23 protein-coding genes are annotated in these 25,564 nt (G+C 62.9%); 14 read left to right on the top strand and 9 right to left on the bottom strand.

Translation table 11 applies throughout. The features are described 5' to 3' along the window. The first annotated feature begins 10 nt into the window (after nt 1-10). From BLL36_RS25290 to araH, 3 genes are read left to right on the top strand one after another with little or no spacing between them, the layout of a single operon-like run. Nucleotides 11-1,015, top strand: a complete 1,005-nt coding sequence (locus tag BLL36_RS25290; protein WP_057721983.1) for a substrate-binding domain-containing protein — start codon at nt 11-13, stop codon at nt 1,013-1,015. After that, entirely contained in the window at nt 1,012-2,514 is a 1,503-nt protein-coding gene (araG, locus tag BLL36_RS25285; RefSeq protein WP_076954334.1) for an L-arabinose ABC transporter ATP-binding protein AraG, read from the top strand. Before BLL36_RS25290 ends, araG begins: the two co-directional genes overlap by 4 nt. Nucleotides 2,515-2,523: 9 nt before the next feature. After that, nucleotides 2,524-3,492 carry an L-arabinose ABC transporter permease AraH gene (gene araH / locus BLL36_RS25280; RefSeq protein WP_076954333.1) on the top strand — a complete coding sequence of 323 codons (969 nt, stop codon included), beginning with the start codon at nt 2,524-2,526 and terminating at the stop codon, nt 3,490-3,492. A gap of 132 nt (nt 3,493-3,624) precedes the next feature. Here araH and BLL36_RS25275 read toward each other — a convergent pair whose 3' ends face one another. After that, a complete protein-coding gene (locus BLL36_RS25275; RefSeq protein WP_076954332.1) occupies nt 3,625-4,773 on the bottom strand; it encodes an aldose epimerase family protein in 1,149 nt (382 codons plus the stop codon). A 136-nt stretch (nt 4,774-4,909) separates the two neighbouring features. On the opposite strand from BLL36_RS25275, the gene BLL36_RS25270 reads away from it, so the two are divergent. Together BLL36_RS25270 and yghU are read left to right on the top strand one after the other, a co-directional pair. Beyond that, a complete protein-coding gene (locus BLL36_RS25270) occupies nt 4,910-5,677 on the top strand; it encodes an SDR family NAD(P)-dependent oxidoreductase (RefSeq protein ID WP_076954331.1) in 768 nt (255 codons plus the stop codon). Between the two features lie 429 nt (nt 5,678-6,106). After that, nucleotides 6,107-6,940: a glutathione-dependent disulfide-bond oxidoreductase gene (yghU, locus tag BLL36_RS25265; protein WP_076954330.1), complete on the top strand. Its 834-nt coding sequence runs from the start codon at nt 6,107-6,109 to the stop codon at nt 6,938-6,940. Between the two features lie 191 nt (nt 6,941-7,131). Here yghU and BLL36_RS25260 read toward each other — a convergent pair whose 3' ends face one another. Genes BLL36_RS25260 through BLL36_RS25250 form a run of 3 tightly spaced genes read right to left on the bottom strand, consistent with a single transcriptional unit; the run spans nt 7,132 to nt 9,873 of the window. Beyond that, entirely contained in the window at nt 7,132-8,058 is a 927-nt protein-coding gene (locus tag BLL36_RS25260; protein WP_076954329.1) for a sugar ABC transporter substrate-binding protein, read from the bottom strand. Between the two features lie 19 nt (nt 8,059-8,077). Further along, nucleotides 8,078-8,857, bottom strand: coding sequence for a TIM barrel protein (locus BLL36_RS25255; RefSeq protein ID WP_076954328.1), 780 nt, complete (start codon nt 8,855-8,857; stop codon nt 8,078-8,080). Further along, entirely contained in the window at nt 8,854-9,873 is a 1,020-nt protein-coding gene (locus BLL36_RS25250) for a Gfo/Idh/MocA family oxidoreductase (protein WP_076954327.1), read from the bottom strand. Before BLL36_RS25250 ends, BLL36_RS25255 begins: the two co-directional genes overlap by 4 nt. Before the next feature lie 184 nt (nt 9,874-10,057). Between BLL36_RS25250 and BLL36_RS25245 the strand changes: the two genes are divergently transcribed. After that, nucleotides 10,058-12,019, top strand: coding sequence for a sigma-54 interaction domain-containing protein (locus tag BLL36_RS25245; RefSeq protein ID WP_076954326.1), 1,962 nt, complete (start codon nt 10,058-10,060; stop codon nt 12,017-12,019). A gap of 433 nt (nt 12,020-12,452) precedes the next feature. Then, nucleotides 12,453-12,977: a DUF2867 domain-containing protein gene (locus BLL36_RS25240; protein WP_076954325.1), complete on the top strand. Its 525-nt coding sequence runs from the start codon at nt 12,453-12,455 to the stop codon at nt 12,975-12,977. Nucleotides 12,978-13,579: 602 nt separating this feature from the next. Here the strand turns inward: BLL36_RS25240 and BLL36_RS25235 are convergent. The 3 genes from BLL36_RS25235 to rtcR form a co-directional block, all read right to left on the bottom strand. Then, nucleotides 13,580-13,888 carry a DUF6124 family protein gene (locus BLL36_RS25235; RefSeq protein ID WP_076954324.1) on the bottom strand — a complete coding sequence of 103 codons (309 nt, stop codon included), beginning with the start codon at nt 13,886-13,888 and terminating at the stop codon, nt 13,580-13,582. 514 nt (nt 13,889-14,402) lie between these two features. Beyond that, entirely contained in the window at nt 14,403-14,711 is a 309-nt protein-coding gene (locus BLL36_RS25225; RefSeq protein WP_076954323.1) for a DUF6124 family protein, read from the bottom strand. Nucleotides 14,712-15,052: 341 nt separating this feature from the next. Then, nucleotides 15,053-16,633 carry an RNA repair transcriptional activator RtcR gene (gene rtcR / locus BLL36_RS25220; protein ID WP_076954322.1) on the bottom strand — a complete coding sequence of 527 codons (1,581 nt, stop codon included), beginning with the start codon at nt 16,631-16,633 and terminating at the stop codon, nt 15,053-15,055. A gap of 213 nt (nt 16,634-16,846) precedes the next feature. Here rtcR and BLL36_RS25215 point away from each other — a divergent pair, with 213 nt between their 5' ends. After that, nucleotides 16,847-18,073 (top strand): RtcB family protein, encoded by a 1,227-nt coding sequence (locus BLL36_RS25215; RefSeq protein ID WP_076954321.1) that lies wholly within the window; start codon nt 16,847-16,849, stop codon nt 18,071-18,073. Nucleotides 18,074-18,123: 50 nt separating this feature from the next. Further along, nucleotides 18,124-19,149 (top strand): RNA 3'-terminal phosphate cyclase, encoded by a 1,026-nt coding sequence (gene rtcA, locus BLL36_RS25210; RefSeq protein ID WP_076954320.1) that lies wholly within the window; start codon nt 18,124-18,126, stop codon nt 19,147-19,149. Here the strand turns inward: rtcA and BLL36_RS25205 are convergent. After that, complete coding sequence (locus tag BLL36_RS25205) at nt 19,146-20,189, bottom strand: LacI family DNA-binding transcriptional regulator (protein WP_076954319.1); 1,044 nt, start codon at nt 20,187-20,189, stop codon at nt 19,146-19,148. The genes rtcA and BLL36_RS25205 overlap by 4 nt on opposite strands. A gap of 162 nt (nt 20,190-20,351) precedes the next feature. On the opposite strand from BLL36_RS25205, the gene BLL36_RS25200 reads away from it, so the two are divergent. The 5 genes from BLL36_RS25200 (at nt 20,352) to BLL36_RS25180 (ending at nt 24,580) form a co-directional block, all read left to right on the top strand. Continuing rightward, nucleotides 20,352-21,446: a fatty acid desaturase family protein gene (locus tag BLL36_RS25200; protein ID WP_076954318.1), complete on the top strand. Its 1,095-nt coding sequence runs from the start codon at nt 20,352-20,354 to the stop codon at nt 21,444-21,446. Between the two features lie 28 nt (nt 21,447-21,474). Then, complete coding sequence (locus BLL36_RS25195) at nt 21,475-21,801, top strand: MocE family 2Fe-2S type ferredoxin (RefSeq protein ID WP_076954317.1); 327 nt, start codon at nt 21,475-21,477, stop codon at nt 21,799-21,801. Then, nucleotides 21,798-23,012, top strand: a complete 1,215-nt coding sequence (locus BLL36_RS25190) for an NAD(P)/FAD-dependent oxidoreductase (protein WP_076954316.1) — start codon at nt 21,798-21,800, stop codon at nt 23,010-23,012. The genes BLL36_RS25195 and BLL36_RS25190 overlap by 4 nt, the downstream gene beginning before the upstream one ends. A 1-nt stretch (nt 23,013) precedes the next feature. Further along, nucleotides 23,014-23,838 carry a sugar phosphate isomerase/epimerase family protein gene (locus tag BLL36_RS25185; protein WP_076954315.1) on the top strand — a complete coding sequence of 275 codons (825 nt, stop codon included), beginning with the start codon at nt 23,014-23,016 and terminating at the stop codon, nt 23,836-23,838. Between the two features lie 235 nt (nt 23,839-24,073). After that, entirely contained in the window at nt 24,074-24,580 is a 507-nt protein-coding gene (locus BLL36_RS25180) for a GNAT family N-acetyltransferase (protein ID WP_076954314.1), read from the top strand. Here BLL36_RS25180 and BLL36_RS25175 read toward each other — a convergent pair. Next, nucleotides 24,558-25,502: a GlxA family transcriptional regulator gene (locus BLL36_RS25175; protein WP_076954313.1), complete on the bottom strand. Its 945-nt coding sequence runs from the start codon at nt 25,500-25,502 to the stop codon at nt 24,558-24,560. The two genes, BLL36_RS25180 and BLL36_RS25175, sit on opposite strands and share 23 nt — an antisense overlap. Nucleotides 25,503-25,564 lie beyond the last annotated feature (62 nt).

The following is a 25,564-nucleotide window of genomic DNA, read 5'->3' as shown; positions in this document are numbered from 1 at the left end:
AGTCACCCGTATGAATCGTCGTCGTGGTTTGCGTTCCCTGTGCTGCGCCGCTGTGGCGGTCTCGGCCATGAGCTTGAGCGGGCTGTTGCTGGCCGCTGAAGAAGTGAAGATCGGTTTTCTGGTCAAGCAGGCCGAAGAACCCTGGTTCCAGACCGAATGGGCCTTTGCCGAAAAAGCCGGCAAGGAACATGGCTTCACCGTGATCAAGATCGCTGTGCCGGATGGCGAAAAAACCCTTTCGGCCATCGACAGCCTGGCCGCCAACGGCGCCAAGGGCTTTGTGATCTGCCCGCCGGACGTGTCCCTCGGCCCGGCCATCGTCGCCAAGGCCAAGGCCAATGGCCTCAAGGTGATCGCCGTTGACGACCGTTTTGTCGACGCCAAAGGCGCCTTTATGGAAGACGTGCCGTACCTGGGCATGGCCGCGTTTGAAGTGGGCCAGAAGCAGGGCGCCGCGATGGCCGCCGAAGCGAAGAAACGCGGTTGGGACTGGAAAGACACCTACGCGGTGATCAACACCTTCAACGAACTCGACACCGGCAAGAAGCGCACCGACGGCTCGATCAAATCCCTGGAAGAAGCCGGCATTCCCAAAGACCACATTCTCACCGCCGCGCTTAAAACCCTCGATGTGCCCGGCAGCATGGACGCCACCAACTCGGCCCTGGTCAAGCTGCCCAGCGGCGCGAAAAACCTGATCATCGGCGGCATGAACGACAACACCGTGCTCGGCGGCGTACGCGCCACCGAAAGTGCCGGCTTCAAGGCCGCCAACGTGATCGGCATCGGCATCAATGGCACCGACGCCATCGGCGAACTCAAGAAGAAAGACAGCGGCTTCTTCGGCTCGATGCTGCCCAGCCCGCACATCGAAGGCTACAACACCGCGCTGATGATGTACGAGTGGGTCACCAAAGGCACTGAGCCACCGAAGTACACGGCCATGGATGAAGTGACCCTGATCACCCGCGCCAACTTCCAGGAAGAACTGACCAAAATCGGGCTGTGGAAATGACCGCTGCCGCCTTGCGATTCGACGGCATCGGCAAAACCTTTCCCGGGGTCAAGGCGCTGGATGGCATCAGCTTCATCGCCCACCCGGGACAGGTTCACGCCTTGATGGGCGAGAACGGCGCGGGCAAGTCGACGCTGCTGAAAATCCTCGGCGGCGCGTACATCCCTAACAGCGGCACGCTGCAGATCGGCGAACAGACCATGGCCTTCAAAAACGCCGCTGACAGCATTGCCAGCGGCGTGGCGGTGATCCACCAGGAGCTGCACCTGGTGCCGGAAATGACCGTGGCCGAAAACCTGTTTCTCGGGCACTTGCCGTCGCGCTTCGGCGTGGTCAACCGCAGCCAGTTGCGCAAGCAGGCACTGGCCTGCCTCAAGGGTCTGGCGGATGAAATCGATCCCGAGGAAAAGCTCGGTCGGCTGTCCCTGGGCCAGCGCCAGTTGGTGGAAATCGCCAAGGCGCTGTCCCGTGGCGCCCATGTGATCGCCTTCGACGAACCCACCAGCAGCCTGTCGGCGCGCGAGATCGACCGCTTGATGGCGATCATCACGCGCCTGCGCGACGAGGGCAAAGTGGTGCTGTATGTGTCGCACCGCATGGAAGAAGTGTTCCGCATCTGCAACGCCGTCACGGTGTTCAAGGACGGGCGCTATGTGCGCACGTTCGAAGACATGAGCGCGCTGACCCATGACCAGTTGGTGACGTGCATGGTCGGCCGCGATATCCAGGACATCTACGACTATCGTCCGCGCGCGCACGGCGACGTCGCGCTCAAGGTCGATGGCCTGCTGGGTCCCGGCTTGCGCGAGCCGATCAGTTTCAATGTGCGAAAGGGCGAGATTCTCGGCCTGTTCGGCCTGGTCGGGGCAGGGCGTACCGAGCTGTTCCGTCTGCTCAGCGGCCTGGAGCGCTCCAGCGCCGGGCAACTGGAGCTGTGTGGCGCGCCACTGCGCTTGCAGTCACCCCGCGACGCCATCGCCGCCGGCGTGTTGTTGTGCCCGGAAGATCGCAAGAAGGAGGGCATCATTCCGCTGTCCAGCGTCGCCGAGAACATCAACATCAGTGCGCGTGGCGCTCATTCCTCGTTCGGTTGGTTGCTGCGCGACGGCTGGGAGAAGGGCAACGCCGATCAGCAGATCAAGGCGATGAAGGTCAAGACGCCCAATGCAGGGCAGAAGATCATGTACCTCTCGGGCGGCAATCAGCAAAAGGCCATTCTCGGCCGCTGGCTGTCGATGCCGATGAAAGTGCTGCTGCTGGACGAGCCGACCCGTGGCATCGATATCGGCGCCAAGGCCGAGATCTACCAGATCATCCATAACCTCGCGGCCCAGGGCATCGCGGTGATCGTGGTGTCCAGCGACCTGATGGAGGTGATGGGCATTTCCGACCGCATCCTGGTGCTCTGCGAAGGCGCATTGCGGGGTGAGCAAACCCGCGAACAGGCGACTGAATCCAACTTGCTGCAACTGGCCTTGCCACGCAGCGTGGCGAACTGAGAGACGACTATGACAACCCAAGACAACGCGTTGCCCTCGGCACGCAAACCCCTGGATATGCGCGCACTGCTCGACAACTGGGCGATGCTGCTGGCTGCCGTGGGCATCTTTGTACTCTGTGCCTTGCTGATCGATAACTTCCTCTCGCCGCTGAACATGCGCGGGCTGGGCCTGGCGATTTCCACCGTAGGCATCGCCGCCTGCACCATGCTGTTTTGCCTGGCATCGGGGCACTTCGACCTGTCGGTAGGCTCGGTGATCGCCTGCGCCGGGGTGGTGGCGGCGATTGTGATGCGCGACACCGACAGCGTCATGCTCGGCATCGGCGCCGCGCTGGGGATGGGTTTGATCGTCGGGCTGATCAACGGCATCGTGATCGCCAAACTGCGGGTCAACGCGCTGATCACCACGCTGGCGACCATGCAGATCGTGCGCGGGCTGGCGTATATCTTCGCCGACGGCAAGGCGGTGGGCGTGTCCCAGGACCAGTTCTTCGTGTTCGGCAACGGCCAATTGCTGGGCGTGCCGGTGCCGATCCTGATCACCATCGTCTGCTTCATGTTTTTCGGCTGGCTGCTCAACTACACCACGTACGGGCGCAACACCATGGCCATCGGCGGCAACCCGGAAGCGGCGTTGCTGGCGGGCGTCAACGTGGACCGCACCAAGATCCTGATCTTTGCCGTGCACGGCGTGATCGGCGCACTGGCCGGGGTGATCCTGGCCTCGCGCATGACCTCCGGCCAGCCGATGATCGGCCAGGGCTTCGAGCTGACGGTGATCTCGGCCTGCGTATTGGGCGGGGTGTCCTTGAGCGGCGGGATCGGCATGATCCGCCATGTGATCGCGGGGGTGTTGATCCTGGCGATCATCGAGAATGCGATGAACCTGAAGAACATCGACACGTTCTACCAGTACGTGATCCGCGGCTCGATCCTGCTGCTGGCCGTGGTCATCGACCGTATGAAACAACGCTGAACCTGATCGTTCCCACGCTCTGCGTGGGAATGCATCTTGTGACGCTCTGCGTCACTTCTGAAGCGGGACGCGGAGCGTCCCAGGCGGCATTCCCACGCGGAGCGTGGGAACGATCATTACAGGTCCACAGGTTTAGTCGGCGGAGAATTTGAAAACGGTGTTCTGGGTATAAGTCTGCCCAGGGTTCAGGCGGGTCGAGGCAAACTTGGGCTGGTTAGGTGCATCTGGATAGTGCTGGGTCTCCAGGGTGAAACCACTCCAGTGCAGGTAAGTCTTGCCGCCTTTGCCCTTTACCGAACCATCAAGGAAGTTACTGGTATAGAACTGCACGCCCGGCTCCGTGGTGTAGAGCTGCAATCTGCGCCCCGACTCAGGATCATGCACCTCGGCCGCCAGTTTCTTCACGTCACCCTGGGTGTCCAGTGCCCAGTTGAAGTCGAACCCGCCTTGTTTAGGCTCGGCAAACTTGAGCTGCGGATGATCGGCCTTGATGTGCTGGCCGATCGGTGTTGGTTTGAGGAAGTCCATCGGCGTGCCTTTCACCGGCGCCACTTCGCCGGTCGGAATCAGGGTGGCGTTCACCGGCGTGTAATGGCTGGCGTGCAAGGTAGCCACTTGCTTGAGAATGTCGCCATTGCCCGCGCCGGCCAGGTTGAAGTAGCTGTGGTTGGTGAGGTTGAGCACCGTCGGTTTGTCGGTGGTGGCTTTGTAGGCGATGTGCAGTTCGTTTTTCTCGTTGAGGCTGTAAGTGACTTCGGTTTTCAGGTTACCGGGGAAGCCCATTTCACCGTCCTTGGACAGGTAGGTGAGGGTAACGCCCACCGAGTCTTTGCCCTTGACCTCGGCGGCCTTCCACACCTGCTTGTCGAAGCCTTGTGCGCCGCCATGCAAGGAGTTGGGGCCATCGTTGAGCGGCACCTGGTAGCGTTTGCCGTCCAGCTCAAAGGCACCGCCGGCCAGGCGATTGCCGAAGCGGCCGATGGTCGCTCCGAAAAACGCCGTGCCGGCCTGGTAGCCTTGCACGTCGTCGAAGCCCAGCACCACGTCGTCGACCTTGCCGTTTTTGTCCGGCACTTTCAGCGACTGCAGCACGCCGCCGTAGGTGATCACCGTGGCTTGCATGCCGTGGCTGTTGCGCAGGATGTACTGCTCGACGGCGGTGCCGTCGTTGGTTTTACCGAAGGGTTTGTGTTCGCTGGTGAGTCCTGCGGCCTGGGCGCCGCCGCTGGCGATCAACATGGACATGGCGAGACCGGACAACAGATAACGAGGGTGCTTCATGGTCGAACTTCCTTTTGTTGTTTTGAGTGGAATAGTTCTACTAATAGCGATATTTTGTCGGTTGGACAGCGAATTTATAGCCTTAAACGCCGTATTTGCAAAATAAAATAAGACTAATTGAGCGAGGCAACCTTTCATGACGACTCAACACGCGGTTTATCCCGACCTCGAAGGCAAGACCGTGCTGATCTCCGGCGGTGCTTCGGGTATCGGCGAATTCATGGTCCGGGCCTTCGCCGCCCAGGGCGCCAAGGTGGGGTTTGTGGACCGTGCGCAAAGCCAGGGCGAACGCCTGGCGGCGCTGTTGAGTTCGCGCGGGCACACCGTGGAGTTCGTCAATTGCGACATCACTGACGAGATCGGCTACAAAGCCGCTATCGGCCGCTTCGAACACTCATTGGGGCCGATCACCGTGCTGGTGAACAACGCGGCCAATGACGTGCGCCACACGCTCGAAGAAGTCGACTCGGAAATGTTCGACAGGCTGATCTCGGTCAACCTCAAGCACGCCTTCTTCGCCGCCAAGGCCGTGGTGCCGATGATGAAAAACGCAGGTGGCGGGGCGATCATCAACCTGGGGTCGGTGGGCTGGATGATGGCCTCCGCCGGCTACCCGGTGTACGCCGCCAGCAAGGCCGCCGCCCACGGCATGACCCGCGCCCTGGCCCGGGAACTGGGGCCGAGCCGCATCCGCGTCAACACGCTGGTGCCCGGTTGGGTGATGACTGAAAAACAACTGGCGATGTGGGTCGACGATGCCGCCAAGGAACTGATCAGCCGCAGCCAATGCTTGCCGGGCAGCGTACTGCCGGAACATATTGCCAATATGGCGCTGTTTCTCGCCTCCGATGCCTCGGCGATGTGCTCGGCGCAGAACTTCATTGTGGATGGTGGTTGGGTCTGAACCCAGCGCAATCGTCCAGACGATGCTGGTTTAAAAATGTGGGAGCGGGCTTGCCCGCGATATCCAGGTATCTACACATCTTTGTAGTGAGCGGGCTTGTCGAATCGTCGCACCGCCCGCGCTGGGTGGCGAAGCCGCCCCAAACCAGACGACCTGGTCTCATCTGGAACACTGCGGTGTACTTATTGGGGCGGCTTCGCCACCCAGCGCGGGACAAGCCCGCTCACTACAGGTAGATTTTCCAGCTTTTAGAAAGCTGTACCTATACCGCGATATCGGTGGGTCAGGAGCAGATGGGTTGATGACACGCCGCCATCGCGGGCAAGCCCGCTCCCACATTAAACAGTGGTGCTTATTCGATGGGTTCCCGCAACGCCAACCTTTGGTTTAGTCTGGAACGCTTCGTTGATCGCTTCTGGAGCAGTGAGCATGACCGAGTACGTACCCCCCAAGGTCTGGACCTGGGACGCCGAAAGTGGCGGCACGTTCGCCAGCATCAACCGCCCGATTGCCGGCCCGACCCATGACAAGGAACTGCCGGTGGGCCAGCACCCCCTGCAACTGTATTCCCTGGCCACGCCCAATGGGCAGAAGGTCACCATTCTGCTTGAAGAGCTGCTGGCCCTGGGGCACAGCGGCGCCGAATACGATGCGTGGCTGATCAAGATCGGCGACGGCGACCAGTTCGGCAGCGGCTTTGTCGGGATCAACCCGAACTCCAAGATCCCGGCACTGCTGGATCGCAGCGGCGCCGCGCCGATTCGGGTGTTCGAGTCCGGCGCAATCTTGCAGTACCTGGCGGAAAAATTCGGCGCGTTCTTCCCCTCTGAGCCTGCAGCCCGTGCGGAGTGCCTGTCGTGGTTGTTCTGGCAGATGGGCAGCGCGCCTTACCTGGGCGGCGGTTTCGGGCATTTCTATGCGTATGCGCCGAGCAAGATGGAATACCCGATCAACCGGTTCGCCATGGAGACCAAGCGTCAGTTGGACGTGCTGAACCAGCGCCTGGCCGTGAGCGAGTACATTGCCGGTGATGAGTACACCATTGCTGATATTGCGATCTGGCCATGGTATGGCGGGCTGGTCAAAGGCCGCTTGTACGGCGCGGCGCAGTTTCTGGCGGTGCATGAGTACACCCATGTGGTGCGTTGGGCGGAGGCCATCGAGGCACGGCCGGCGGTGCAGCGTGGGCGTAGGGTGAATCGGGTTTCCGGCGAGCCCGATGAGCAATTGGCCGAACGCCATTGTGCAAGCGACCTGGACTGAATCTGTGGGAGCTGGTTTGTCGGGTCGCCGCATCGCTGCGGATCGTTCCCACGCTCCGCGTGGGAATGCATCACGTGACGCTCTGCGTCACCTGTACACATTAAGCTGTCCTGCGGGACGCGGAGCGTCCAAGGCGGCATTCCCACGCGGAGCGTGGGAACGATCAACTGTGGGAGCTCCACATTCTCGAGCTATTTGTAGCGTTGCTCGAATACGCTTACCTGCTCCGGCTTGATCAATTCGAACGGCACCCACACCTCGGCTTCAATCGGCTCGCCCTTGATCATCCGCACCGCCGCCTGTACCGCCTGAGTCGCCTGGGCCTTCGGGTCCTGGAACACTGACGCCGTGAGCAAACCACGCTTGATCGCCGCCAAGCCATCGGGCAAGCCATCGATACCCACGATCGCCACGTCGCCCTTGGCTTTACCCGCCTGCTGCAGCGCCATGGCCGCGCCAATCGCCATCTCGTCGTTGTTGGCCACGATGGCATCGAATTGCGTGCCCGCCAGCAGCCAGTTGCTGGTCAGGTCCATGCCTTTGCTGCGTTGCCATTCGGCGCTTTGCTGCTCGACCACCTTGATCCCGGGAAAGTCCTTGAGCACCTGTTTGGCGCCTTCGGTGCGGTCATGGGTGGCGTTCTGCGCGAGGTCGCCCATGATGATCGCCACGTTGCCTTTGCCCCCGAGTTTTTCCGCGAGGTAGCGCATCTGCAATTGCCCGGCCTCGATGTCGTTGGACGCCACGGTGACCACGCCCTTGGGCAGGGTGCGCTCATCCGGGTGGCGGTTGACGTACACCAGCGGCGTCTTGGCCGCCACGGCGGCGCGGGTGATGTTGGCGGTGGCGCCGGTGTCGACCGGCAGCACGATCACCGCGTCGACTTTCTGGTTGAGAAACCCTTCGACCTGGTTGAGCTGGCGCACCACGTCGCCCTGGGCATCTTCGAACTGAATCTGCACGTCCTGCTGCTTGGCGGCGGCTTCCAGCCCGGTGCGTACGTAGGTCATGAAGTTGTCATCAACCCGGGCGATGCTCACGCCGATTCGATACGCGGCAAAGGTCCATTGGCTGAACAGCAGCAGCAGCGTGGCAACAAACAATGAATAGCGGTTCATAAGGGTGTTCCTTTTATTGTTATAGGGTGAATGCTTGGCGGAAACGCTCCAGCGCCAGGGTGCTGTCGCCGCTGGCCCAGCCTTCCAGGCCGACCACGCCGCGGTAGCCCATGGCATACAACGCCCTGGCGATGGCCGGGTAGTGGATCTCACCGGTGCCGGGCTCCTTGCGCCCCGGCACGTCGGCCACCTGGATTTCGCCGATGGAGGCACCCGCGCGCTGGATCAGCTCGATCAGGTTCCCTTCGCCGATCTGCGCGTGGTACAGGTCCAGGTTCAGCTTCAGGTGCGGGCTGCCCACGGCTTCAATCAGCGCCAGGGTGTCATCGGCGCGGGCGAAGGGCGTGCCGGGGTGATCGACCTCGGTGTTGAGGTTCTCCAGCAGAAACACCCGGCCAGCGTCTTCGCCCAGGCGCGCGATTTTTTCCAGGGTCTTGCAGGCGCTCAGCCACATGCGCCCGGTGGCCTGGCTGACGGGGTGAACCGGCAAGCCGCCGTCACCCAGGCCGGTGCCGTGCAGGTTGAGGCTGGGGCAGTTGAGTTGCTCGGCAATGCCCAGGGATTCGCGGGCGCTGTCGAGCAAATGGCGGATGCCATCAGGGTCGGTAAGGGTGCCGCTGATGTAGCCGGTCATCGAGGTAAAGTCGGCGCCGGTGGCGGCCAGGGCGCCGATGTCTTTGTCGGTCCAGTTCCAGATTTCGACGCTGAAGCCCAACGCGTGAATACGCTTCACGCGTTCGATAAAGGGCAGGTCGAGAAACACCATTTCGGCGCTCACCGCCAGTTTGAACGCACTCATCGCTGGGCTCCCGCGACGGCAACCGCCTTGCCGGTTTCGAACGACTCGATGCACGCGCGGGCAATCGCCAGGGCGGCGCGGGCGTCTTCGCCGCTGGCCAGGGGCTTGGCGCCGCTGCGCAGGCAGTCGACAAAGTGGTTGAGCTCGGCGACATAGGCGTCGCGCAGCAGGTCGGTGTCCATGCGCTGGGTGTCGGCCTGGATGCCTTGGGCCAGGTAGCGCACCAGGTCGCAATCGTTGAGGCTGCCCATGCTCAACATGCCCGCGCTGCCGAACACTTCGCCGCGTACGTCGTAGCCATACACTGCCTGGAAATTGGCCTCGGCGGTGGCAATCGCACCGTTGTCGAAGCGGATCGTGACCACGGCGGTGTCGAGCAAACCCTGGCGCTTGTAGGCCGGGGCGATCAGTGCGTCGGCCATCACAAACACCTGCACCGCTTCGGCACCGGGGTTGAGGTAACGCAGGGTGTCGAAGTCGTGGATCAGGGTTTCCAGGAAGATCACCCATTGCGGCGACGCGGCGGGGTTGTTCAGCGCCGGGTCGCGGGTCAGGGAGCGCAGCAGTTGCGGGGTGCCGATACGGCCGGCGGCGACGTCAAGGTGCGCGGTACGGAAACTCTTGGCGAAGCGCCGGTTGAAACCGACCTGCAAGGGCACGCGCGCATCGGCAGCGGCGGCGATGGCGCGGTCGGCTTCCTCCAAGGTGATGGCCATGGGTTTTTCGCAGAAGATGCCTTTGCCGGCGCGGGCAGCGCTGATCACCAGTTCGGCGTGGCTGCGGGCGGGGGCGGCGATGAGTACGCCGTCGATATCCGGGTCGTCGAGCAATTGCTGAGGGTCGGTGTAGACCTTGGCCACGCCCAGTTCAGCGGCGAGGCGAGCGGCCTGGCCGGGTGTGGGGTCGGCAATCGCCGCCAGGCTGGCGCCGGGAATGTGGCGTGCGGCTGTCAGGCCGTGAAAGCTGCCCATGCGACCCGCACCGATCAAGCCCAGGCGAATGTTCTGTGTACTCATGAGGGGACCCCTTGTTGTTATTGGCCTCAGGAACGTCCTGACAGGCAAGGGAGCAGGAGCAAGGGCTGTGCCAGTTTCCAAGCCATTGATATTCAACAATTAATAAATATCTATAAACAAAAAGTGTTCATTTTGATGACATGTCTATACTGACATGTCAAAAACATGAACATGGAATCTCCGGATGACCCTGGCGCTCAGCGTGCAAGACCTTGATTACCTGACGAACCTGGGCCCGGCGGCGTTGAATGACGGCCCGATTGCCGCCCTGGAGCAGGCGTGGCGTGCGTGCCTGGCCGGTCAGGCCGAGCGCCCGTTCGAAGTCCGCCAGGTGATCTGGGACTCGTGGCGGCGCAGCGTCGAAGCCGCTATCGACCCGGCGGACGACGCCTACCGCTTCGTCGCCCCCGCAGCGCTGGCGCTTACCCTGGCCACCCACCGCGTGCTGATCGCGGCCGCGGCGCAAGTCATGCACGGCTTGCTGGCCTACAACCCGCGCGGCCATATCAACCTCACCGGTACCGACGGCACCACGCTGTATTTCTGCGGGCTGGACATCACCCCGGTGGGCAGCCGCCTGCTGGAGTCCGTGCAAGGCACCAACTGCACCGGCCTGGCCCTGGCCGAGGACCGCCTGGTGTATGTGCTGGCCGAGGAAAATTTCGCCGTCGGCCTGCGCCAGCGCCGCATGCATTGCGCCGCCGCGCCGATCAAGAATGCCCAGGGCCAGACGCTGGCCATGCTGACCCTCACCGCCGAACCCGGCTGGTTTCACTTCCATACCCTCGGCACGGTGCAAGCCGCCGCCGACGCCGTCTCGCGGCAGATGGCCCTGCAAGGGTTGCTGGAGGAGCAGCAAACCGTGCTCGAAGTGCTCAACGAAGGCCTGGTGGTGCTGGACGAACGCGGCTGTATCAAGGCGCTCAACCGCTATGCCCGGCAACTGTTCGGCGTGGGCCTGGAGCTGATCGGTCGCCCGTTCCAGCAACTGGGCCGCAGCGAACTGGGCGAAGTGATCGGCGAGCCGGTCCGTGACCGTGATTGCACCTTCCACCTGCAGGACCGCAGTCAGCTGGCCTGCCTGGTCTCGGTGTGCCCGCTTGAGCAGGGCGGAGTGATCGTGTCACTGCGCGAAAACCGGCGCATTCGCGAAATTACGCGGCGCATTGTCGGCACCCAGGCGCGTTATACCTTCGACACCATCCAGGGCACGTCGCGGGCGATTCAGGATGCGTTGCACTTGGCGCGCATCGCCAGTCGCAGTGATTCAACCACGCTGATCCTGGGGGAAAGCGGCACCGGCAAGGAGCTCTTCGCCCAGGCCATCCACAACGCCAGCGAGCGTAGTAACGGCCCGTTTGTGGCGGTCAACTGCGGCGCGATTCCACGGGACCTGGTGCAGAGCGAGTTGTTCGGCCATGTGGAGGGCGCGTTTACCGGCTCGGCCCGGGGTGGAGCAGCGGGCAAGTTCGAACTGGCCGATGGTGGGACGATTTTCCTGGATGAGATTGGCGACATGTCCTTCGACGCCCAGGTCAGCCTGTTGCGAGTGCTGCAGGAAGGCGAGATCGCGCGGGTCGGGGCGAAAAGCGCACGGCAGGTGGACGTGCGCATCATCGCCGCTACTCACCGCAATCTCAGCCAGGCAGTGGCCGAGGGGGCGTTTCGCGAAGACCTCTACTACCGCCTCAATGTGCTGAACCTGACCGTACCGCCCCTGCGCATGCGCCGCGACGACATTCCGCTGCTGGCGCGGCACTTCCTCACGCGTTGCGCGCGCTCCTTGCGTAAATCGGTGCAGGGGTTCTCGCCGCAGGCGTTGGCCTTGCTCTCGGCCCATGGTTGGCCGGGCAATGTGCGCGAGCTGGAAAACGCCATCGAACGGGCAACCAACCTGGCCATGAGTGAGTTGATCGAGCCCGGCGATTTGCCGTTGGACACCAAGCCTCGCTCTCCGGCCCGCGCTTATGAATCGCAACCCACGCAAGACCTGAGCAGCCACGAAATGCACGCCATCGTCGCCGCGCTCAAAAACACCGGCGGCAATATCCGCCTGGCCGCTCAACAGTTGAACGTGTCGCGGGGTGGGCTGTACAACAAAATGAGCCGGTTTGGCTTGAGTGCCGGGGATTTTCGTCGCGGCTGAGATTCGAATGCGGTGGGCTTGCCTTTGGCGAGGGACTAGCGCGCGGGACGCAGCTGTAGAACTGGCAAAACGCGGACCCAATGTGGGAGCGGGCTTGCTCGCGAAGGCGGCGTATCAGACAGTGCATAGGTGACTGACAGGGCGCTTTCGCGAGCAAGCCCGCTCCCACATTTTTGACCGTGCCCAGGCAGTGGAGGAGGTGGGCTTCAGGCGCGCGGCATTATGCCGCAGCCCTGCCTGTCGAACCCTTGATACGCTGCATACACCAGCATGGAGGGTCGTTGCGTTTTGCACACCAGCACTTTTCATGGCGTTCGCTTTAAAGGAAATCGTTCCAACGCCAGCGAATCGGCTCCATTTGCGCTGCAGCTTAATTCTGGGATGGCGTGGGCAGGTTGTCTAATTGATAGTCAGCACTCAGGAGAGACCCCCAATGCCCCGAGAATATGAGCGCGTTCTGTCCGTCCCCGTGCCCCCAAGGTCCGGCATTACCCACCTTTACACGCCAATGAACCTGGCGGACGCTTTTGCGATTCGGCTTCCTGCGGGCACATCCGGCAATCCGGACTTGCTGGCTCGATTCATCCTGTCCCACCAACCCGCCTGGATCGGGTGGCTCCTGACGGTGCGGGACACCGTCGTTGTCTGTTTTGGTCTCAAGACAGCCAGGCATTTGGCATCCCTTGCTGGCCGGGTTGGCGCCTTCCAGGTCTACAGCACGGACCGCACTGAAATCGTGTTGGGCGAGGACGACGCGCACCTCGACTTCCGCATCTCGGTCCTCTGTTCTGAAGAGGTCGAGCCAGAAGGCGGCCGCCAACTGGTTTTTTCAACCGTGGTCCAGTGCCACAACCGCCTGGGTCGGGCCTACCTGTTCGTCATAGCGCCCTTTCACCGCTTGGTCGTCAAGGCCAGCCTGCGCCGTGCAGCGCGTATCGGTTGGCCTCTGGCTACCTGAGTCGGTTTGGCTTGGCTGTCGCGGATTTTCGCAGCGGGTGAGAGTTAGATGTGGGAGCTGGCTTGCCTGCGATAGCCATAGGTATCTACCCACCTTTGTAGTGAGCGGGCTCGTCCCGCGCTGGGTGGCGAAGCCGCCCCAATAAAGGCATCGCCGAACTAGAGGTAGAACCCGGCAGCCTGGTTTGGGGCCGCTTCGCAGCCCCGCGCGGGACGAGCCCGCTCACTACAGGGTGATTTTTCAGCCTTTGAAAGTTGTGTAGATACCTATGCTGCGATTGCGGTGTCTCTGTGCCCGATCAGTTGGCTGACCCTGCGCCATCGCAGCATAGGTATCTACACAACTTTCAACGGTGTGTGGCGAGGAGCTTGCTTGGCGGCCTTCGGGCCGACCGTTTTTTTTGGGTTTGACCGAGTACATATCCGTTGCTGCGGTAACGGCGGCTTAGGGTTCGATCGTTCCCACGCTCTGCGTGGTAATGCCGCCTGGGACGCTCCGCGTCCCGCCAGCCGCTGCAACTTTCGGCACTGGGGCAACCGGTGACGCGGAGCGTCACGGGCTGCATTCCCACGCGGGAGCGTGGGAACGAGCGTTGACCGCTTTTAAGCCGGTAGTGGTGAAGGCTTCAGGCACTCGATGGAGCGATCCACCGTGGTCCTGGCAATCTCCAGCAAATGCCACACCGCCAGAATCTTCGCCCGCTGGGGACTGTCCAGCGCCTCGCCGCAATCCAGCGCAGTCGCCGAAGCACTGTCGAGCAAGCTGGCGGTGTAGAGCAGGGCATCTTCGAAGCTCAGGTCTTCGTTGACTGAATGAAAGCCTTGGGTGGGCAGGTAGTGATCGATGGCGCGGTTGAAGGCGGCGCGGTCTTTGGCGGGATCGCGGGGTGGGTCGGGTAGGACTTTGTTCATGGTGCAGTTCCTGTCTGAATATCAAGGAGACGACACTTTTCGCGACTAAACGAAGGTGGCGGCTGTACGCAGGTTAGTCGACCGGTCAGAACAGGAACCCGGCGCGCCCGAGGGCGCCCTGCGCACAGCCACCATAGAGCTTCATGGGAGCATGCGCCTGTTCAGAATCCGGGCGACTAAACCCGATCACTGATGAGCAGTGACGGACCGCAGACTAGCCACCGATTCCAGCAGGCACAAGGCGGCAGGGATTGTCTAGGAAACGTCCTTCAATTAAAAGCGACAGGCCTTGCTGGCCTTTTACAAACCATGTCCAGATGCCACTAGCTGTAGACACCTATCGCTATCTCAGCGGTGCGACGATCGATCGTTCCCACGCTCTGCGTGGTAATGCCGCCTGGGACGCTCCGCGTCCCGCCAACTGCTGCAACTTTCGGCACTGGGGCAACCGGTGACGCGGAGCGTCACGGGCTGCATTCCCACGCGGGAGCGTGGGAACGAGCGTTGACCGCGTTTAAGCCGGTAGTGGTGAAGGCTTCAGGCACTCGATGGAGCGGTCTACCGTGGTCCTGGCAATCTCCAGCAAATGCCACACCGCCAGAATCTTCGCCCGCTCGGGGCTCGCCAGTTGCTCACCGCAATCGAGCGCCGTGGCCGAAGCACTGTCGAGCAAGCTAGCGGTGTAGAGCAGGGCATCTTCGAAGCTCAGGTCTTCGTTGACTGAATGAAAGCTTTGGGTGGGCAGGTAGTGATCGATGGCGCGGTTGAAGGCGGCGCGGTCTTTGGCGGGATCGCGGGGTGGGTCGGGTAGGACTTTGTTCATGGTGTAACTCCGAATTTTGAGTAAGGAGCCGAACCTGTCGCGACTAAACGAAGGTGGCGGCTGTACGCAGGTTAGTCGACCGGTCGGAGCCACCCGGCGCGCCCGAGGGCGCCCTGCGCACAGCCACCATTAAACTTCATGGGACCATGCGCCAGCTTCGAATCCGGGCGACTAAACCCGATCACTGATGAGCAGTGACGGACCGCAGACTAGCCACCGATTCCAGCAGGCACAAGGCGGCGAGGATTGTCTAGGAAACGTCCTGCAATTAAAAGCGACACGCCTTGCTGGCCTTTTAAAAACCATGACCAAATGCCACTAATCGGCGTTCTCCCGCGCATCTATGGCTTCAACTGCTTCCACTCAATCGAAAACCGCCCCAGGTACTTGCGCAACCGATCCGCATCATTGGGCTGCGCCTTGGCCTGGCGCGACACACCGAACAGCCGGCGGCCGGCGTCGGAGAGGCTGTCCGATTGGCGGCACACGTCGAGCACCGCCTTGAGTTGCAAGCGGTCGAACAGGTCCAGGTCGGCAGGCAGCAGCGCATCGGGTTCCGACAGCCCCCAGGCATATCGCAGGCGCTGGATCTCGGCGTCGACCTGGGCTTCGTCGATACGCCCGCTGTCGGCCAGGGTCGCCATGCGTGTGATGGAGGCGGACAATTCACGAAAGTTGCCCAGCCACGCCGCTTCGCTGGAGCAGGCAAACGCCAGGTAACGGCGCCGCGCCTGCAGGTTGAAGCGCACGCGGCGGCCGTTTTCGCGGGCGTGGCGCTCCAGCTCGAAATCGATATTGGGTTCGATGTCTTCGCGCCTGCCCGCCAGGCCCGGCAGTTCAAAGGTCCACAGGTTGACGCGGGCATACAGGTCTTCGCGAAACAGCCCCTGGGCCACTCGCTCGCGCAGGTCGCGGTGGGTGCCGGCGATGATCAGGAAGTCGCTGGCCACTTCGCGGTCGGCGCCCATGGGGTAGAAGCGTTTTTCTTCGATGGCCTTGAGCAGCATCGCCTGTTCATCCGCGCCCAGCTCGCCGATTTCATCAAGGAACAGCATGCCGCCATCCGCCGCGCGCAGCAGCCCGTCCCGGGCGTTTTGCGCGCCGGTGAACGCGCCCTTGATGTGCCCGAACAACGCCGACATCGCGCCATCGCCGCGCAGGGTGGCGCAGTTGACTTCCACGAAGCGGCCTTGCAATTGATGGCGGCTGCGCTTGAGTTCGTAGATGCGCCGGGCGAGGAAAGATTTACCCGCGCCGGTGGGGCCGATCAGCAGCATCGGCGCCGTGGAGCGCACGGCCACGCGTTCGATCTGCTCGATGGAGGCATTGAAGGCGCTGTTGCGCGTGGCGATCCCCGACTTCAGAAACGCCAGGCCTTCCAGGCGCTGGTGGGCGAAGCGCGAAGCGATGCGGTCGTAGCGCGACAGGTCGAGATCGATCAGGGTGTGGGTGCCGGTTGCCGGCGCGGTGTCGTCGGGGCGGCGGCTGGGCGCGGTCTGGATCAGGCGGGCGGGCAGGGTGCGTGCCTCGGTCAGCAGGAACCAGCAGATCTGCGCCACGTGGGTGCCGGTGGTGATATGGACCAGGTAGTCCTCGCGTTCGGTGTCGAAAGCGTAGGCACTGGTGAAGTCATGCAGCGCGCCGTAGACCTCTTCGAAATCCCAGGGGTTGCTCAGGGGCATCGGGTGCAGGCGCACCTCGGTGGTCGGCGAGATTTGCTGGATGTCGGCGCGCACCCGCTCGGCCAGGATGATGTCACGGGTGTCGATATCGTGGATCAGTTCCAGGCGATCGATCTGCAGGTTGTCTTGCTGGCACAGGCCGACGCTGGGGCGCCAATGGTTCCAGCGGTTGGCGGCCTTGCCGACGCGATCCAGCTTGGACCCGATAAATCCGATGGCGACTGTACGCTTGTGTTTCATGGCTGGACCAAAATATAAGAGGCGATATGAAAGGATAGGAATTTCCGGTTGGGGTTGTCATGAGGTTTCAAGTCATTTCGCCTTATCTCCTTGGAAATTACTTGTAAAACAGCCGGTTAAATTATTTCAGCACAGCAGCAACAAACCTGGCACGCCCGCTGCTATACCCTCACCAACGCCGCAGCGCCGGCTTTTCAAAAAAGAATCGAGATCATGCAAGACACCACCTACCAACTGCTGGAAGTCGCCAACGGCAAGCCGATCAAGCTCTGGACCGAGGGCGTGCCCGTGGAGCCCGAGGCCCGCCAGCAACTGATGAACACCGCTAAGATGCCGTTCATCTTCAAGCACCTGGCGGTGATGCCGGATGTGCATTTGGGCAAGGGCTCGACCATCGGCAGCGTCATCCCCACCGTGGGCGCGATCATCCCGGCGGCGGTGGGGGTGGACATCGGCTGCGGCATGATCGCCGCGCGCACCACGCTGACTGCCGGCGACTTGCCCGACAACCTCCACGCCCTGCGTTGCGCCATTGAAGCCGCCGTGCCCCATGGCCGCACGCGCAGCCGCAAAGGCCGTGACAAAGGCGCCTGGGAAGACGTGCCGGCCCAGGCCGATCAGGTATGGGCGGCGTTGCACCCGCGCTTCAAGGCGATCACCGACAAGTACCCGCAACTGGAACGCAGCAACCATCGCCAGCACCTGGGCACCCTGGGGACCGGCAACCATTTTGTCGAGGTGTGCCTGGATGAAGCCAACCGCGTCTGGTTCATGTTGCACAGCGGCTCGCGTGGCGTGGGAAACGCCATCGGCAACCTGTTTATCCAGTTGGCCCAGGCGGATATGCGCCAGCACCTGGCGAACCTGCCGGACCGCGACCTGGCGTATTTCGAAGAAGGCAGCCAGCACTTCGACGACTATGTGCAAGCGGTGGGCTGGGCCCAGGATTTTGCCCGGCAGAACCGCGAGTTGATGATGCGCGCAGTGGTCCAGGCCACGCGCCAGGTACTGGGCAAGCCGTTCGAAGTGGCGCTGGAAGCGGTGAACTGCCATCACAACTATGTGCAGAAAGAGCGGCACTTCGGCGAAGACATCCTGGTCACGCGTAAAGGCGCGGTGTCGGCCAGGAAGGGTGAGTTGGGGATTATTCCGGGTTCCATGGGCGCCAAAAGCTTCATCGTGCGCGGCCTGGGCAACGAAGAGTCGTTCTGCTCCTGCAGCCACGGCGCAGGCCGCACCATGAGCCGCACCAAGGCGAAGAACACCTTCACCGTGGCCGACCAGATCCGCGCCACCGCCCATGTGGAATGCCGCAAGGACGCCGATGTGATCGATGAAATCCCGATGGCCTACAAGGACATCGACCAGGTCATGCACGCCCAGCGCGAGCTGGTGCAAGTGCTGCACACCTTGCGTCAAGTGGTGTGTGTCAAAGGATAAAAGGGGCCAGAAGATGAACAAAGCACAACGCCACTCGCTTAAGGATGACTATGCAACAGGACGTGATTGAACTCGACGGGGCCATCGGCGGTGGCCAGGTATTGCGCAGTGGCCTGAGCCTGTCGATGGTGACTGGCCGGACCTTGAGTATCAAAAACATTCGCGCCAGGCGCAGTCGGCCGGGCTTGATGCGCCAGCACCTGACCGCCGTGCTGGCGGCGGCGCAAGTCTGCGGTGCCAAGGTGCAGGGGGCGCAATTGGGCTCGCAAACCCTGCTGTTCGAACCTGGGGCGATTCAAGGCGGTGACTACCGCTTCAGCATTGGCACGGCCGGCAGCTGCACCCTGGTGCTGCAGACCGTACTGCCCGCGTTACTGCGCGCACCCACCGCCAGTCGCGTGACGATTTGCGGTGGCACCCATAACCCGCTGGCGCCGCCCGTGGACTTCCTGCAGCGCGCCTGGCTGCCGCTGTTGCGAGGCATGGGCGCGCGGATCGAATTGAATCTGAACCGTTATGGCTTTGTGCCCGCCGGTGGCGGTGAGTTGGAGGCGTTTATCCAGCCCAGCGTGCTGTCGCCGTTGCAGCTGGTGCAGCGCGGCAACCTGCTCGAAGCCCGTGCGATAACGCTTAACGCCGGGTTGCCGGCCCAGGTCAGCGAACGCGAGTTCAAGCGCGTGCGCCAGCGTTTGCCATTCGACGCCGCACAGTGCCTGCCGGTCGAGATTGACCCCCTTCAAGGTCCTGGCAATGTGCTGATGCTGGAATACGTCCACGCCCATGTCACTGAAGTGTTCAGCGCCTTCGGCCTGGCCAACCTGCGCGCCGAAACCGTGGCCGACCAGGCGATCGACCAGGCCGTGGCGTGGCAAGCAACCGACACGGCGGTGGGCGAACACCTGGCCGACCAATTGCTGTTGCCGATGGCATTGGCCGGTGGCGGTCGTTTCACCACGTCGCACATGAGTGACCATCTGCACAGCAATATGCGCGTGATCCAATGCTTCCTGCCCATGATGATCGACAGCCACGTGCGCGAAGAGGGCGGCTTGCTGATCGAGTGCCGCGCCCGCTAGAGGTTCTCCGAAGTCACGATGTGCGGCGGTATGTACACCCGATGCCGCGCCGGGTCGAACGCTTCGGCGCTCTGCAACTCCACCATCAACGCCACCAGCGCCGTGGCGGTGAGCCCTGGTTGGGAATCGATCACCACATCCACCAGGCCCCGGCTCAGCGCCTGGCGCGACAGCTCGGTCGACTCCTGCAGGATGCAACACAGTGCCGGGCGCTTGGGCAACTGCGCCAGGGCGCTGATGATGCCGTCGCCGCCGCCGCCCACCACGCACAGGCCGCGCAGGTCGCGGTGGCGGCTGATCAGGTCGAGGGTGGCCTCTTCGGTGATGTCGCAGTTATCCAGGTTGATCAATGGTTCCAGCGGCTTGAGCCCGGGCGCGTGTTCCGCCAGGTAGCCGTGCAAGCCTTCGACCCGCGCATGGTGGCCGAGAAAACGATGGCCGCCGAGCAGGATCCCCACGCTGCCTTTGCGTGCGCCGCAGGTGCGCGCGAGCAGCCAGCCCATGGTGCGGCCGACCACATGGTTGTCCTGGCCTACGTAGGGTTCATCGGCGCGTTCGTGAATGTCCGAGAGCAAGGCCACCACCGGCACGCCGGCCGTGCGGATCTGTGCCAGGCAGGCGTTGATCAGTGGATGGGCGAAGCTGACCACCGCGAGCCCGTCGCACTTCACGGCCAGGTGCTCAATTTGCGCGACGATGGCGGCGGGGGTGCGATCGGTGATGTATTCGAACTCGCAGCTCAGGTTGGCGCCGGCGTGCTGCTCGGCGGCCTCGCTGATCGCCTGCGCCAGGCCGGCGTAGAACGCCTGGGCGGTGGCCAGCAACAGGATGCCGAAGCGGTAGGTCGGCCGGCGCTCGCGAATACGCTGGCCGATCAACCGCGCCGCAAAATAGCCCACGGCCTCGGCGGCCTGGACCACCTGTTCGGCGGTCTGCGGATTGACCGGCGCACGCGCATTCAATACGCGGTCGACGGTGGCCACGCTGAGCCCGGCATGGGCGGCGACGGTGGCGATGGTTGGGCGCTTTTTGTTGTTCATGGCAAGCCCTTTGAGCGTCTTGATAGAAAACTATCAAGCCCCGCTGGGCCTGGATGATAGCTTGATAGGGAATGGATTCAAGGCCTTGAAGGCGAATAAGCCGTTCTCTATCGTCTGTTTCGTACAGCACAAGAAATCACCCGCTTGCGGAGAACAATAACAATGTCTAAATACACCGCTCACACCGCCCGGCGCGACTACAGCCTCACGGGCCCCGAAGCCGCCCGCGCCTTCGATAAAGGCCTGGTCTCGGCCCAGTGGTACCAGTCGCCCATCCCGCGCAAACGCATGAAAGAACTGATGCAACGCCGCGACGCCCCGGCCTTGCTTGACACCGCCCTGTGGGTCGTCGCGCTGTTCGCCAGCGGTTTTGGCGGCTACTGGTTCTGGGGCACCTGGGCCTGCGTGCCGTTCTTCGTGGCCTATGGCGTGTTGTACGGCACCGCGTCCAACCCGCGCTGGCACGAAACCGGCCATGGCACGGCGTTCAAGACCCGCTGGATGAACGACGTGCTGTATCAGGTCGCCAGCTTCATGTGCATCTTCGAACCCCATGTCTGGCGCTGGAGCCATGCCCGCCATCACACCGACACCATCGTCGTCGGGCGAGACCCGGAGATCGTCGAGCCGCGCCCGCCGAGTTTGCTGATGATGTTCCTCAGCCTGTTCAACCTGCCCCTGGCCTGGAAGACATTCAGCGGCGTCGCGCGCCATGCTGTCGGCCGGATGAGCGCCCAGGAGGCGGACTTCATCCCGGCATCCGAGTGGCCCAAAGTGTTCCGCGCGGCCCGCGTCTGGGTCGGCCTCTATGCCCTGGTCATCGGCGCCGCCCTGTACCTGCACAGTTGGCTGCCGCTGATGCTGATCGGCTTGCCGAGCGTCTACGGTGCCTGGCTGGGTTACCTGTTCGGCCTGACCCAGCATGTCGGCCTGGCCGAAGACGTGCTCGACCACCGCAGCAACTGCCGCACCATCTACATGAACCGCGTGCTGCGCTTTCTCTACATGAACATGAACTATCACCTCGAACACCACATGTACCCGATGGTGCCGTACCACGCCCTGGCGCAACTGCACGAAGAAATCCGCGACGATTGCCCGCCGCCGTACGCCAACCTGTTCGAGGCGTACAAGGAAATCCTGCCGACCATCTGGAAACAGCGCCGCGACCCCAGCCATTTCATCCAGCGCCCGATTCGCGCGCGCGCCGAACCGGCCGCCAACGCCGCGGTGCGGGCAGAAGCCACTGCCAGCTGACTCCCAGCCAATAACAAGAGAAAACGCCATGAACGATCAATGGATCGATGTCTGCGCCGTGGGCGAAATAGACGAAGAAGACGTGCTGCGCTTCGACCATGGGGCGCACACTTATGCGGTGTATCGCTCGGCGGACAACCAGTTCTTCGCCACCGCTGGCCTGTGCACCCACGAAAACGTCCACCTAGCCGACGGCCTGGTGATGGACCACATCATCGAGTGCCCCAAGCACAACGGGCGCTTCGATTACCGCAACGGCCAGGCCATGGGCGCGCCGGTGTGCGTCAACCTCAAGACCTACCCGGTGCGGGTCGAAGCGGGGCGGGTGTTGCTCGCTGTCACGGCCGGATCATGAGCGAAGCACTTGCAAGCCACGCCCTGATCATCGTCGGCGCCGGGCATGCCGGAGGCCGTGCGGCGCTGACGCTGCGCGAAGAAGGCTACGCCGGGCGGCTGATCCTGATTGGCGATGAACCGCACTTGCCCTACGAGCGGCCACCGCTGTCCAAAGGCGTGTTGCAGGGCACGGCGGACCTGGCTGGATGCAGCTTGTGCGACAGCGTGCGGCTGGCCGAGCTGGGCATCGAGCACATTGCCGGCAACCCGGTGACTCATCTGGACCCGCAACACCATCGCCTGCAACTCAATGACGGGCAGTGGCTGCCCTATGCCGGCCTGTTGTTGGCCACCGGGGGCAGGGCGCGACGGTTGCCCCAGGAGCAGGCCCATGTGCTTTACCTGCGCACCCATGATGAAGCGCTGGCGTTGCGCAGTGCATTGCAACCCGGCACGCGGCTGGTGGTGGTGGGCGGTGGCTTTATCGGCCTGGAAGTGGCCGCCACCGCACGCGGCCTGGGCTGTGAAGTGACAGTGCTTGAAGCCGGGCCGCGCTTGGCGGGCAGGGTATTGCCGCCGGTTATCTCCCAGGCGCTGTTGGAGTTGCATCGTCAGCATGGGGTCGACGTACGTTTGAACGTGACGTTGGAATCCATCCAGGCCGACGCTGTGCTGCTGGCGGACGGGCAGCGGCTGCCCTGCGATCGGGTGGTGGTGGGCATCGGCATGCAGCCCAATGTCGAGCTGGCCACGGCGGCCGGGCTGGACGTGGGGCAGGGCATTCGCGTGGATGCGCAGTTGCGCACCAGCGCACCCGACATTTATGCCGCCGGCGACGTGTGCGAGTTTCGCCTCGGCGGCCTCTACCAGCGCCAGGAAACCTGGCGCAACGCCGAAGCCCAGGGCCGGCATGCGGCGCTGAGCCTGCTGGGGCGTGAGGCACCGTTCGAGGCGCTCCCCGGTTTCTGGTCCGACCAGTACGACTGGGGGTTGCAGACCGTGGGCGTGATCACGCCCTTGACGGTCAGCCGCACCTTGCCCGACGGCGGCCTGTTGCTGTTCTACCTGGATGCCGATCGCCATTTGCAAGGCGCCTGCGGTTGGGCGCGCGGCAACAGCGTGGCCAAGGACATCAAGCTCTGCGAACGCCTGATCAGCGCGCGTCTGCCACTCGATATCGCCAGCCTGGCCAACCCCGAGCTGTCCCTCAAACAATTGCTGCGAGGCTGATATGCGTCAATTTCTGGTGTTCCAATCCTTGTGGGCCATGCAGACCGAACCCGGCCCCCTGGACGCTCAACTCGACCGCATCAAGGCCGCCGGTTTCGATGGCATTACCGATCACTACTGGCAACCCGCCGAGGTGGCGCGCCTGCATGCCGCCGCCTCGGCCAGGGGCTTGCAGATCGAAGGCCAGTTGTTTCCACAATCAGTGGATGACCTGGCGGCCGCGCTGGAAGTGATCAGCCGCTATGGCTGCCACCACCTCACGCTGCAAGCCGACGTGCGCCCGCGCACCCAGGCCGAAGCCGCGCGGCTGGTGGAGGGCTGGCAACGCCTGGCTGAACAGGTGGATTTTCCGGTCCTGCTTGAAACCCATCGCTACCGGCTCACCAACGACCTGCTGTTCACCCTCGACCTGCTGGCCCAGATGCCCGACTTGAAACTGTTGGCCGACCTGTCCCATTACGTGGTCGGCCGCGAACTGCCGGAGCCTGGCGCGGCTGAAGACGATGAACAGATCCGCACCATCCTGCGCCACAGCTGGGGTTTCCATGGCCGCGTGGCCAGCAGCGAACAGGTGCAGGTGTCGCTGGACTTTGCGCAGCATCAAGCCTGGGTGCAGCGCTTCACCGAGTGGTGGCGCTACGGGATCGAAGACTGGCTGGCCCGGGCCGAGACGCCGCAGAGCCTGTCGTTCACCTGCGAACTGGGCCCGCCGCCCTATGCGATCACCGGCGCGGACGGCCGTGAAATCAGCGACCGCTGGGCCGAAGCGCTGAAGCTGCAGACGTTGATTCGGCATGTGTGGCAAAGCTGCCAGACATTGCCCTGAACTGTAGTGAGCGGGCTTGTCCCGCGCTGGGTGGCGAAGCCGCCCCAAACCAGGCGACCCGATTTTTATCTGGAGCTCGGCGGTGTCTTTACTGGGGCGGCTTCGCCACCCAGCGCGGGCGGTGCGACGATTCGACAAGCCCGCTCACTACAGCCAGCAAAAGGTTGACCGCTGTACTGGACTGTCCCCACGATTTGTGAACAATGGCGCCCTGCGTTTTTCCACTGAGGGTCCCATGCCTGAAACCACTGTCGAATTGATCCAGACCGGCCCTGAAGCCGCCGAGCTGATCCGCAATCTCTACCAGTATTACGCCTATGAGTCCTCGGACTGGGAGCAGGAAGATGTCGAGGCGGACGGCCGTTTCTACATCCATGATGAGCACCTGGACCGTTATTGGCAGGACCCGCAATGGAGTGCCAACCTGCTGTTGGTCGACGGCTATATCGCCGGTTTCCTGCTGATCGAGGGCAGCGAACTGCCGGGCATCGATGCGCTGGAACTGGCAGACCTGTTCATCCTCAAGCGTTATCGGCGCAAAGGCATCGGCCGTGCCATCGCCAGCCAGGTGCTGTGCAGCGGCGAGGCCGATTGGCTGGTGCGCTTTTATGACCAGGATGAAGTGTCCCAGGCATTCTGGCGCACGGTGCTGGATAACCTGCCGCGCCCGGTGCAGACGCTTGAGTTGGGGGACGAGCCGCAACTGGTGAGTTACCTGATTACGCGGGTGTCGCTGCATTAAACGCCTGCTGCATCGCCTGTGGCGGTTGCCCGAATGCGCGCAGAAACGCCTGGCGCATGCGCTCGCGGTCGCCAAACCCGGTTTCGCGGGCGACCACCTCGACCGGGTGGCGACTGGTTTCCATCATCGACCGGGCGGCCTCCACCCGCAGGGATTCGATGGCCTTGGCCGGCGTTTGTCCGGTTTCTTCGCGGAATACCCGGCTGAACTGGCGCGGGCTGAGCCGGGCGACATCGGCCAGGGCCTCCACCGAGAGGTCGTGGGTCAGGTTCTCGCGGGCGTAGGCCAGGGCCAGTTGCACGCGGTCTGACTTGGGGTCCAGCTCCAGCAGCGCCGACAACTGCGACTGTTCACTGCCGCGGCGTTGGGCGATCACCAGCTTGCGCGCAATGCGCCGGGCGAGGTCGCCGCCCAGGTCGTTTTCCACCATGGCCAACGCCAGGTCCACGCCGGCGCTCATGCCCGCGCCGGTCCACACCTGGCCGTCGACGACGAACAGCTTGTCTTCTTCCAGGCGTATGTGCGGGTAGCGCTTGCGAAACGCCGGTGCGTGAATCCAGTGCGTGGTGGTGCGCTTGCCTTCCAGCAGGCCGGCCTCGGCCAGCACGAAAATACCCATGCACAGCGAGGCAACCCGTCGCGATTGCGCGGACGCGGCCTTGACCAGCTCCAGCAGGTTGGCTTCCGGCAGGCGGAATTCCAGGTAACCACTGACAATCAGTGTGTCGTAACCCTCGGGCCGGATCGGTGTGGTATTCACCGAAAATCCCTGGGAGGTCATCACTGCGCCGCCGCTCTCCGAGACCAGGTGAAACTCATAGGCCGGCTCGCCGCGCAGCAGGTTCGCGCACTCGAACACCGAACCCAGGCTGAGGCTCAGGGATTGGAAGTTCGGGTAAACCATCAGCGCAACGCTGTGCATCGTCATTCTCCAAGGGGCGCGGGAGAGGCGATTGTCGGCGCGTACCGGGTAAACGGCAACTG

The sequence above is a fragment of the Pseudomonas cedrina subsp. cedrina genome (assembly GCF_001983175.1).
Lineage (GTDB): Bacteria > Pseudomonadota > Gammaproteobacteria > Pseudomonadales > Pseudomonadaceae > Aquipseudomonas > Aquipseudomonas cedrina.
This window is presented reverse-complemented; position numbering and strand designations above follow the sequence as displayed.

Bases quoted from the DNA above. Each gene is read 5' to 3' on its own strand.
- BLL36_RS25190 (WP_076954316.1), top strand. From the start codon at position 21,798: ATGAGCGAAGCACTTGCAAGCCACGCCCTGATCATCGTCGGCGCCGGG.
- yghU (WP_076954330.1), top strand. From the start codon at position 6,107: ATGACCGAGTACGTACCCCCCAAGGTCTGGACCTGGGACGCCGAAAGT.
- rtcA (WP_076954320.1), top strand. From the start codon at position 18,124: ATGCAACAGGACGTGATTGAACTCGACGGGGCCATCGGCGGTGGCCAG.
- BLL36_RS25250 (WP_076954327.1), bottom strand. From the start codon at position 9,873: ATGAGTACACAGAACATTCGCCTGGGCTTGATCGGTGCGGGTCGCATG.
- BLL36_RS25195 (WP_076954317.1), top strand. From the start codon at position 21,475: ATGAACGATCAATGGATCGATGTCTGCGCCGTGGGCGAAATAGACGAA.
- rtcR (WP_076954322.1), bottom strand. From the start codon at position 16,633: ATGAAACACAAGCGTACAGTCGCCATCGGATTTATCGGGTCCAAGCTG.
- BLL36_RS25185 (WP_076954315.1), top strand. From the start codon at position 23,014: ATGCGTCAATTTCTGGTGTTCCAATCCTTGTGGGCCATGCAGACCGAA.
- araG (WP_076954334.1), top strand. From the start codon at position 1,012: ATGACCGCTGCCGCCTTGCGATTCGACGGCATCGGCAAAACCTTTCCC.
- BLL36_RS25175 (WP_076954313.1), bottom strand. From the start codon at position 25,502: ATGCACAGCGTTGCGCTGATGGTTTACCCGAACTTCCAATCCCTGAGC.
- BLL36_RS25205 (WP_076954319.1), bottom strand. From the start codon at position 20,189: ATGAACAACAAAAAGCGCCCAACCATCGCCACCGTCGCCGCCCATGCC.
- BLL36_RS25270 (WP_076954331.1), top strand. From the start codon at position 4,910: ATGACGACTCAACACGCGGTTTATCCCGACCTCGAAGGCAAGACCGTG.
- BLL36_RS25215 (WP_076954321.1), top strand. From the start codon at position 16,847: ATGCAAGACACCACCTACCAACTGCTGGAAGTCGCCAACGGCAAGCCG.
- BLL36_RS25275 (WP_076954332.1), bottom strand. From the start codon at position 4,773: ATGAAGCACCCTCGTTATCTGTTGTCCGGTCTCGCCATGTCCATGTTG.
- BLL36_RS25260 (WP_076954329.1), bottom strand. From the start codon at position 8,058: ATGAACCGCTATTCATTGTTTGTTGCCACGCTGCTGCTGCTGTTCAGC.
- BLL36_RS25245 (WP_076954326.1), top strand. From the start codon at position 10,058: ATGACCCTGGCGCTCAGCGTGCAAGACCTTGATTACCTGACGAACCTG.
- BLL36_RS25255 (WP_076954328.1), bottom strand. From the start codon at position 8,857: ATGAGTGCGTTCAAACTGGCGGTGAGCGCCGAAATGGTGTTTCTCGAC.
- BLL36_RS25225 (WP_076954323.1), bottom strand. From the start codon at position 14,711: ATGAACAAAGTCCTACCCGACCCACCCCGCGATCCCGCCAAAGACCGC.
- BLL36_RS25235 (WP_076954324.1), bottom strand. From the start codon at position 13,888: ATGAACAAAGTCCTACCCGACCCACCCCGCGATCCCGCCAAAGACCGC.
- BLL36_RS25200 (WP_076954318.1), top strand. From the start codon at position 20,352: ATGTCTAAATACACCGCTCACACCGCCCGGCGCGACTACAGCCTCACG.
- araH (WP_076954333.1), top strand. From the start codon at position 2,524: ATGACAACCCAAGACAACGCGTTGCCCTCGGCACGCAAACCCCTGGAT.
- BLL36_RS25240 (WP_076954325.1), top strand. From the start codon at position 12,453: ATGCCCCGAGAATATGAGCGCGTTCTGTCCGTCCCCGTGCCCCCAAGG.
- BLL36_RS25290 (WP_057721983.1), top strand. From the start codon at position 11: ATGAATCGTCGTCGTGGTTTGCGTTCCCTGTGCTGCGCCGCTGTGGCG.
- BLL36_RS25180 (WP_076954314.1), top strand. From the start codon at position 24,074: ATGCCTGAAACCACTGTCGAATTGATCCAGACCGGCCCTGAAGCCGCC.